This window comes from Halalkalibacter kiskunsagensis (genome assembly GCF_037027555.1).
GTDB classification, from domain to species: domain Bacteria; phylum Bacillota; class Bacilli; order Bacillales; family Bacillaceae_D; genus Halalkalibacter; species Halalkalibacter kiskunsagensis.
This window is the reverse complement of the sequence record NZ_JAXBLX010000082.1, coordinates 1-7979: the sequence shown is the minus strand read 5'-3', so window position 1 is coordinate 7979 and position 7979 is coordinate 1. Positions and strand designations below refer to the sequence as shown.

The window sequence follows — 7979 nt, the reverse complement described above, 5'->3', positions numbered from 1 at the left end:
TAAAGTCTGAAAAAAACGGATTTAAAAATTCTGCCTGTCTTTGAATTTTTAAATTAGGCAATTATGAAATTGATTCATTCATCTACTCAATTTCAAGAAACCGTACCGAAAAAACATATGAATTTTGTACATTCTCACTAAAATATAAAAAATAAGACAAGTTCTCCTCTCCTTCATGCATATAGTATTGTAAGGCTTGTATGATGAAAGGAGGGAATTCATTATGTTGATTGTCATTAAAAAAAAATGGATATTTCTAGCTATAGTACTTTTACTCGTTGGTTTTAGCTGGTATTTTTTTCAATCGAGAATAACTACTGAAGCTGGAGCTATTCCGTCAACTGAAGAAACACTTGAAATTCACATGGTTACAAGTGAGATAACTTCAACAACGGAAGGCGGAAAAGAAATTGAGTCTTATCGTTGGGATCCAGGAACTATTTTTGTACCAAAAGACAAAAACGTAACCTTACGAATGTATGGAGTGAATGGTGCACAACATCCCTTTATGATTGAAGGAACCGATATAGAAGGGATTGTCCAAAAAGGGCAAGAAACGCTTGTAGATTTACACTTTACTGAAAAGGGTGTATATCGTCTCATTTGTACAGCTCACTCACATATTGACAATGATGGTCCTATGATAGCTTATATTGTAGTTGATTAATAAGTTAGAAGGTTAGATAGTGCAATTTCTACCGCTCTATCTAGCTTTCTAATTAAGTATAACTATCACCCAAACATATCAGCTGTACTATTTCCAAACTTTGTGACTTGCGATATTTCACTCTTTTATAATTAACTCTAGTGTTTTAGCAAACCAATTGCTTGTTCTTATGACACAATGGGCCAGTTAAATTCTCAATGGATTTCACTATCCCCTCAAACGTACAACCACTTAAGTCAACTCCACTCTATTATTTGTAGGTTTATGAATTATATGCCGTCCAATTAAACCTACATCCTCTACCCATTTCTTTCTCATTACATCACACCTTAAAGTAATCTAGTTTTCTACTTTCTCCCATATTTTATCTAATTGTATGTTGCTCAGACTGCTGTGTCAATTTCATGGTACATATATCTATTTTGCTACTTTTTGTTTCAAATGTGGTAGCTTACACTCCCTTCTCTTGCCTATTTCCTTCACGAATAATAGTTCTTCTGCGTATGATGTTTTCGAGAAAGTTAAGGTGGTGAAAAAAAGTGAAGAATACAAAAAGATTATCTATGATCATTCTTGGAGTCGTTTCTCTTTTATTTGTCTTAACCTTATCTTTGTTTAGTCAGGAAAATTCGACAGAACCTGTAACTGCCTCTACAAATGTGACACAGGAAGAACAGGATGCATCAGATCAAAATACCTCCTCACAGAATAACGAACAATCTGGCAATAGCAACGTCTCTAATTCAGTAACTAATTCAATAAATGTTGAGGGTGGTAATGTAGACAATACGGTTAAGAACCATATTGACTCTACTAACGGAGAAATAAAGAACTCCGTTGAGAACCATATCAATTCTGACGATGCTGATATAGAAAGTGCAACAGAGAATACGATTACGGCCGAAGACGCTGATGTTGACAACTCAATTGAGAATCATATTAACAGTGGTCAGAACAATGAGGTTGATAACAACGTTGCCAACGATATTAATGTCAGTGTTGATGTTACTATTAGCAACCATGTGACAAACCAAATATCAGGTCAGGACAAAGACGGGACAGAAAACGATGGAGAATCAGATAATGGAGATAACGGCGAAGAGTCCGAGAACAATGACAATGGAGAGAATAGAAGCGACAATAAAGAAGAAACACCAGACTCCGTATGGGGTGTCGATTCTGCTCGTGTAGCAACCGACAACACGCTCGCTTGTGTTCGAGAAAATTTTGGCGATCCACAAGTTTGGGGGCGTTATCTAGATGATAAAGAAGGGGTTTCATACGGGTTAACGACGGATGAGATCGATTTACTACACTCAAATGACATACAAATCCTTGTTATTTGGAATCACTTTACAGATGGGACTGGGTATGAAAACGGTCAAAGCGAGGCGCGTGATGCTATTGAATCTGCTAGGGACCTTGGCATCCCTGAAGGCGTTGCTTTATTTGCTAATGTAGAACCAATCTATCCGATTGATTCTGCTTTTATTCAGGGCTGGCATGACGTTGTAACTGAATCTGAATACAGTTCTGGTTTATATGGAATTTTTGACCCTAGTGAAGAGCTCTACGCTGCTTTTGAGGCCGCCGCAGAAGAAAATGCTAGTATCTTGGATGAGATGTATGTTTGGACAGCTGCTCCTAATAAAGGCATTACCACTGAAGAAAATGCCCCGGAATATAATCCTGAATATCCTGAGGAAGCATTAATCGGAGGCTGGCAATATGGACTTGATGCAGAAACCTGCAACATCGATACAAACATTTTCGATGGAAACGTCCTAGATGTTTTGTGGTAATACAACAAGCATAATTTTGTCATTTAGTTATCTTTTTTAAAGAGCGCCTACACAATTTGTGTAGACGTTCTTTTCCTAAATATCTGATGGGTTAAGCTCTTTAACATATTCAGACTCTATCTTCATTGACTCAAACCACATATTAACTAAATCAATTCCATTAATCAATTCAATTCCTAATCCATCAGCATATGTTACCGCTCTATCACTAAAACCAGCTGTTGTTATAACGTATGCACCAACAGCTTTCCATTTCTTCATATTAGAGTGAATGATTGCAATCGATTCAAAATCAATATCTTCTTTATGACAATGAATCTGCCCTAAATACAATCCATCCTCTCGTCGGTTTTCAAAATTAATTCCGTAATTCCCACTTGGTTTATTGACGTACATATCACCACCATATTTGGTTTCAAGTAAATCTGCTACAAAGTGTTCAAATAAAACTGGATCTTCTTTTAAGAAATACGAACTATAAGTTTCTTCATGTTTGTTATCTTTTTTTTTGAATCTCATATATAGACCCATTGCAAGTGTTTTTCGTAACTCTAGATCGCTTTCGACTTTATCGAGTAATGCATCCGTAAAATCTTCATGTTTATGCTTAAGTCGAAACCAGTTAATGACTGCAACTAAGGTAATTATTATCGCTAAAATTGTTATAATTTGCTGTAGATTCATAAAAGAGTACCTCCCTTTTCTCAGTTTATACAAAAGAAGGTGTGACCAAACCAGAATAGTAAGTTTTTATTTTTTCGAATTATAGTGCGAATACCGATACATGACGCGGTTTATCAATGACTTTTTCCATTTTTTTATTTTCCTGCAAACACTAAAAAATTTCCACATTTTTTCAAAAAATAAGGTATATTAAATTTATCGTACAAAACGATATACGATTGCTTTATAGTAGACAATTCGGAGGGATACTAATGTGTGGTTTCATTGGTGAATTAAGAAACAAAGACGTCCAAGCAATAGATGCACATACATGGGATAAATCGCTAGAAGCGATTCATCACCGCGGGCCTGATTCAACAGGACATTATATTGATGACTATGTTCAATTAGGATTTAAAAGGTTGAGCATCATTGATCTTGAGCATGGGACTCAACCACTTTCTTTACAAAATAGATACCATATTGTTTTTAATGGAGAAATCTATAACTATATTGAATTAAGAAAGGAACTACTAGCCGAGGGATTTGTTTTTATGACGGATTCAGATACAGAAGTTCTTCTCGCCATGTACATTTCTAGGGGTCAAGAGTGTGTAAAGGAACTTCGTGGAATGTTTGCTTTTGCGATTTGGGATCAAGTAGAAGAAACACTCTTTGCGGCTAGGGACCCATTTGGAATCAAACCATTTTATTACAAAGAATCAGCAAATCGACTTTTTTTTGCGTCTGAACAAAAAAGTATTCATGCTTCCATTTTTCCCGAAGACATTTCAAGAGAAGCCCTACAGCATTATTTGACTTACCAATATGTTCCTGAGCCTTTGTGTTTATCAACGAAAGTGAAAAAGTTATTGCCTGGACATAGTTTATTAAAAATAGCAAACCAAGAGCTACAAATTAACTGTTATTTTCAGAAAAGCTTTTCACCAGTCAAAAATAACTTGGATGATTACAAAAGAAGAACAAGAGCAATTTTAGAAGATTCCGTTGAAAAACATATGCGAAGTGATGTCCCTGTAGGTGCATTCTTATCAAGTGGAATTGATTCAACTAGTATCGTAGCTTTGGCAAGAAAGCATAATCCAAACCTCAAAACGTTTACTGTTGGTTTTGAAAATGAAGGCTTTAGTGAAATTGATATTGCCAAAGACACAGCTGAAAAATTACAGGTTGAACATATTCATAAGCTTATTACTCCTGAAGAGTTTGTAAAGGAATTACCCACTATTATCTGGCACATGGATGATCCAGTCGCGGATCCAGCAGCTGTACCGCTGTACTTTGTTGCGAAAGAAGCGAGTAAACATGTGAAGGTAGTCCTTTCTGGTGAAGGAGCAGATGAACTATTTGGCGGTTATAATATTTATCGTGAACCTTTAGCTTTAAACTGGTTTAATTATCTGCCAGGTTCTGCAAAAGCGATGCTTCATAAAATGGCGCTCGGTTTACCTGATAGTGTAAAAGGCAAAAATTATTTACTAAGGGGAACTACGCCATTATCAGAACGCTATATTGGCAATGCAAAGATTTTAAACGAGATTGAAAAGCAACATTTACTTTCAACCTATGATGAAAATAGCCCTTTCATCAATATTACGAGAAATTTATACGAAGAAGCATCTTTGTTTGATGACTCGTCAAAAATGCAGTACATCGATCTTCACACTTGGCTTCCTGGTGATATATTAGTCAAAGCCGATCGAATGACAATGGCTCATTCCCTTGAATTACGGGTTCCTTTTTTAGATAAAGAAGTATTCAAGGTTGCAAGCGGCATTCCAACGTATGCCAAAATTGCAAATGGGACAACAAAGTATGTTCTAAGAGAAGCGATGAAAGAAGTCATTCCTGCTTCCATCCTACATCGCAAAAAACTGGGGTTCCCTGTCCCTATTCGTCATTGGTTAAAGGACGAGCTTCATGATTGGGCCCGGAATATTATGCTTACTAGCGAAACTGATTATATCTTTAAAAAAGAAGAAACTTTAAAATTGCTAGATGAACACGTCCAAGGAAAGAAAGACAATAGCAGAAAAATTTGGGTTATTTTATGCTTTATGATGTGGCACTCATTATATGTGGAAAAAGCAAATGTACACAATAAACCTTCAACTGAAAAGCAGCTGCAGCTTAGTTACTAACTAGAAAAAAGATAAAAGGCAAACACAAGTTGGATCTACTATCTGTGTTTGCCTTTTCCATTAGGAGGATTATATTTTTTATTTACGCGTCTAAGAACATCCTTTATATTCTGTTTGCACCGTATAAAACCATTCCTCCTACTTACTAACTATTTGTTTTATTTCTTCTATTATTTGCTTTTGGATTTCATCAACTTTTGTAAAGTCCATCGCTTCTACATAATATGCTTCTAGCTCATCTCGGAGTACTTTCACCTTTGCTAAATAAGAGATGCCTTCTTTCATTTTGTCTTTGTAAGGCTTCGTCGTTCTTGCGATGTCCTCTGCAAACCTTTCATCTGTCCCTGCTGTAATACACCTTGTGTACATATCGATGATTTCATCTGAATCGCGATTAGGAAAATATTCATGAGGTGCAGTACTATCAAAAATGGCAAAATTTTTCTCGCGTACTATAATCATATCTAAACTATTTGGATCAAAGCCGCAATGATACACTTCTACGTCAAACCCTTTGGCTTCTCCTGCTGCTGCAATTTTCTTTAACATTGTTGATTTCCCAGAGCCAGCTCTTCCTTTAATAAAATACCGTTTACCAATGTCCTCCGTTAAATTTTGAATAAAGTCAACTGCCCCATTTGGAGTTGCTGCTCCTAAGAACCTATGCTTTATCTTAGGTTGCTTATCTATCGTATCCTCACCATAAAAATCGGCAATAAGCTCTTCAGTTAGTTTATTCGCTTCCGAAAAATCCATATTAGAAATATAAATATCTTCAATATCATCATGAGCTTTCAGTGCAGCAGCGAATGTATCATACGCTTTTTGGTACGTTTGTGAGATCGTCTTATTTAATTGGAGGATCTCTTCCTTATGTGTTACGAGTTTCTTCTCGTCCCACGCTACTCCTAAATTGATGTACTCTTCAACGACACCAGGGGCTTTCGGCTCAACCACATGAGGAGCTGTACCATCGACAATGCCTACTTGAAACTCCGGGATGATTACACCGTCAATTGAATGATTATCTGAAGAACAGTGTAAATATTCAATTGCAAGCCCTCTCTTCACCATTTCTTCTCCGACCGCTTTCATTAACGAGGATTTCCCTGTCCCAGGTCCTCCTTTTAAGATAAACAGTCGATTTAAACCGTCTAGGACAGAATCATGCAAACTATAAAACCCCTTTGCTGTGTTCCCACCTGCGTAATAGTTTAAAACTTTTCCATTCATCCAATCACCCTTTCCCCTTTTACCTCAACATATGTAAATATTCTTACAAGGGTGATTGCCTACATCGTCAAATTTCAAGGTACTTTTCATGGTTTGCTTGTGATATTACTTCTGATTCGTTCTCTTCTTCTAATGGTTCTAGCAATAAGCTGGGCCAGTCTGTAACAATAGCATTTGCACCTTGTACTAATAAATATCTCATCGTTTTCTTATCATTAATTGTCCATTATAGGGGTAGAACCAGCAACCGTGACACGAAGCGCAATTTATCTAAATAATAGAATTAGAACCGACCCATGCTTAAGAATCGGTTCTTTTTATTTGAAAGGTTCATTATAGAGCTAGTCGTTGATCCAGATCCATACGAAACTCACTGTATGGAAAATCTAAGCTTATTCAACAATCGCGCCCTTTCTTGAATAAGCACAAAACTTGTATTACCATGTATTATACCTTTTACTTAGGAACACTACGGCTCCTTATTTATTTATGTTAAAAAACCGTTGTCAAGCAACGCAGTTTATAATTTATACGAATTAAAGCTTTGTGAGACCTATTTCAAGGCCCATTTTTCAGATGCGAAAAGAAAAGATATTGAAACTAAATAATTTATTGATAAATAGTAATGAATTGGAGGGAAATAGGAACATTTTTCAATGGAACATCAAACAAAAAATTAAGAAGCCCTTTTTTAACTTCATAAATATTTTGAGGTTGTAAAATTCCGTTAACATAAAGATTAATATAAGTCACCGTTTTAGGATCTAAAATTCCTCGATCCCCATACTTTTTTAATTCATCTTCGTTTGTATAAACTGATTTGACTCCATCGGCTAAAGCAAAATAGGTGAGACTTTATGGCCATTGTTAAACCTTTTATAGACTCGCAAAGATTTGCTTCGACAATAGGAGCCGGTACGGTGGATGTTGATGATCGTACGTTTGTTTTTGCTGACACTACTCCTGATACTGGTCTAACAGCTTTTCCAACAGTATTTGCATCTTATAATCTCTATATAAATGGGATACTTCAGCTAGACACTGAATCAACTTTTGATGGTACTACGTTAACGATTATTGATGGAAACTTACAGAATGCTGGTGTTCCTATCCTGCTTGAATGTACCGTGAACTAAAGACGTATGGAAAGTAACTTGTGTGAATCATTATGGAATCTTTAAACTCAATATGGATCAGCGAATACCTATTAAGTTGAAAGTGTCGTAGTTTTCATCATTTGATCGGTGAAAAAACCAGCTAATATCATGACAAGATATTAGCTGTTTTTTGTAATGAACACTTAGATGCGCATGTTGCTTATTTCATTATCAAGACCTAAATTATAAAAATCCTTAAAAATAAAGAAGAGCACATATTAAACTGGCACCTATGTCAAGGACACTCTAAAAAAAGAGATTAAGCAACTAGAAGATGATTCCTATATTGAATAGG

At 35.9% G+C, this 7979-nt stretch carries 7 protein-coding genes and 1 pseudogene; 4 read left to right on the top strand and 4 right to left on the bottom strand.

The window, feature by feature from the left end; all coding sequences use genetic code 11:
- The first annotated feature begins 223 nt into the window (after positions 1-223).
- A complete protein-coding gene (locus tag SLH51_RS24015) occupies positions 224-667 on the top strand; it encodes a cupredoxin domain-containing protein (protein ID WP_335964112.1) in 444 nt (147 codons plus the stop codon).
- A 539-nt stretch (positions 668-1206) separates the two neighbouring features.
- Positions 1207-2469 carry a glycoside hydrolase domain-containing protein gene (locus SLH51_RS24010; protein ID WP_335964111.1) on the top strand — a complete coding sequence of 421 codons (1263 nt, stop codon included), beginning with the start codon at positions 1207-1209 and terminating at the stop codon, positions 2467-2469.
- A gap of 75 nt (positions 2470-2544) precedes the next feature.
- Here the strand turns inward: SLH51_RS24010 and SLH51_RS24005 are convergent, their stop codons facing one another.
- Positions 2545-3153 carry a restriction endonuclease gene (locus SLH51_RS24005; protein ID WP_335964110.1) on the bottom strand — a complete coding sequence of 203 codons (609 nt, stop codon included), beginning with the start codon at positions 3151-3153 and terminating at the stop codon, positions 2545-2547.
- A 251-nt stretch (positions 3154-3404) separates the two neighbouring features.
- On the opposite strand from SLH51_RS24005, the gene asnB reads away from it, so the two are divergent.
- On the top strand, positions 3405-5294 hold the full coding sequence (asnB, locus tag SLH51_RS24000; protein ID WP_335964109.1) for an asparagine synthase (glutamine-hydrolyzing): 1890 nt from the start codon (positions 3405-3407) through the stop codon (positions 5292-5294).
- Positions 5295-5432: 138 nt separating this feature from the next.
- On the opposite strand, the gene SLH51_RS23995 is transcribed toward asnB, so the two are convergent.
- The 3 genes and pseudogenes from SLH51_RS23995 to SLH51_RS23985 form a co-directional block, all read right to left on the bottom strand.
- Positions 5433-6527 carry a PRK06851 family protein gene (locus SLH51_RS23995; RefSeq protein WP_335964108.1) on the bottom strand — a complete coding sequence of 365 codons (1095 nt, stop codon included), beginning with the start codon at positions 6525-6527 and terminating at the stop codon, positions 5433-5435.
- Between the two features lie 67 nt (positions 6528-6594).
- Positions 6595-6729 (bottom strand): hypothetical protein, encoded by a 135-nt coding sequence (locus SLH51_RS23990; protein WP_335964107.1) that lies wholly within the window; start codon positions 6727-6729, stop codon positions 6595-6597.
- A gap of 407 nt (positions 6730-7136) precedes the next feature.
- A pseudogene (locus tag SLH51_RS23985) lies at positions 7137-7355 on the bottom strand (DUF4183 domain-containing protein); the annotation flags it as partial.
- Positions 7356-7384: 29 nt separating this feature from the next.
- On the opposite strand from SLH51_RS23985, the gene SLH51_RS23980 reads away from it, so the two are divergent.
- On the top strand, positions 7385-7663 hold the full coding sequence (locus tag SLH51_RS23980; protein WP_335964106.1) for a DUF4183 domain-containing protein: 279 nt from the start codon (positions 7385-7387) through the stop codon (positions 7661-7663).
- Positions 7664-7979: the final 316 nt, after the last annotated feature.